This is a genomic window from Lamprobacter sp. (assembly GCF_034860625.1).
Classification (GTDB): Bacteria; Pseudomonadota; Gammaproteobacteria; order Chromatiales; family Chromatiaceae; genus Lamprobacter.
On the sequence record NZ_JAYESN010000666.1, the window covers coordinates 1 to 829 of the forward strand.

2 protein-coding genes are annotated in these 829 nt (G+C 63.1%); one reads left to right on the plus strand and one right to left on the minus strand.

The annotated features are described in order from the left end of the window. The coding region (locus VBE63_RS30625) for a hypothetical protein (RefSeq protein WP_323686721.1) at positions 1-229 on the minus strand (229 nt) is incomplete at its 3' end. Positions 230-598: 369 nt separating this feature from the next. Between VBE63_RS30625 and VBE63_RS30630 the strand changes: the two genes are divergently transcribed. Beyond that, the coding region (locus tag VBE63_RS30630) for a hypothetical protein (protein WP_323686722.1) at positions 599-829 on the plus strand (231 nt) is incomplete at its 3' end.

Below are 829 nucleotides of genomic sequence, written 5' to 3' on the forward strand. Positions count from 1 at the left end.
CCGCACGCTCTTCGGCGATGGTGCGATCGACCTCTTGACGGCTCAGCGGCTGACAGGGCATCCGGTCGAGTTCCGCGAAAAGCTCGCTGAGCGTTTGCTTGGCGTCATTCTGTGGAGCGAGTTTCGCAGTCACGACAACATTGACCGCGCCGGCGGGTATCTCCTCGGGCACGATGAGCTGCAGCTGATGATCTTCACCCAACAGGGTATCGAATTGAACAGACGGCATCACCGAATCTCCTGAAAAAGGCCTGGCGGCAAGTCAGGCTTGAGTATAGCGCTTTGCCATCCCGCGCCCGTCGAGGCACTGGGATACGATGCGGTTCGTCGCCTTGAGGACGCTGGGCTGACAGCCGCTCAGTTGCGCTATGCTCGTACTCGATGCGCCGATGGGTGGTGTCAGTATAGAGGATGCGGCCGGCGAGCCCGCGAAAGGCTCGACGAAGGCCGGCGACATCAGCGTGTCCCCGGTGGCGTTGAGCACGCGCTCGGCGACCTAATGGGCGAAGCGCTGGATCGCCGGAAAGCCCCTGTCCGGGCAGCCTTCGCAGCGGATGAGCCGTACGCTTCTCGCCAGAAGCCATACAGGAGGAATCGGGTGCGCGACCCCTTCAAACCGCTGTTCAACGCCCGCTTGCTCGGTGAGGCACTGGAAGCCGCACACATCGAGTGCAACCCCATCCAGACCGAGATCGCCCAGCGCTGGGCCAACAGCGCCGCTCGCGGCGCGCTCGGCTCGGTCAAGGAAAAGCAGCTCCAAGGCCAGTTCCTGACCGAGGTCTTCGGCGGCCTGCTCGGTTATGCCCAGATCGTCAGCACCGACGATGTT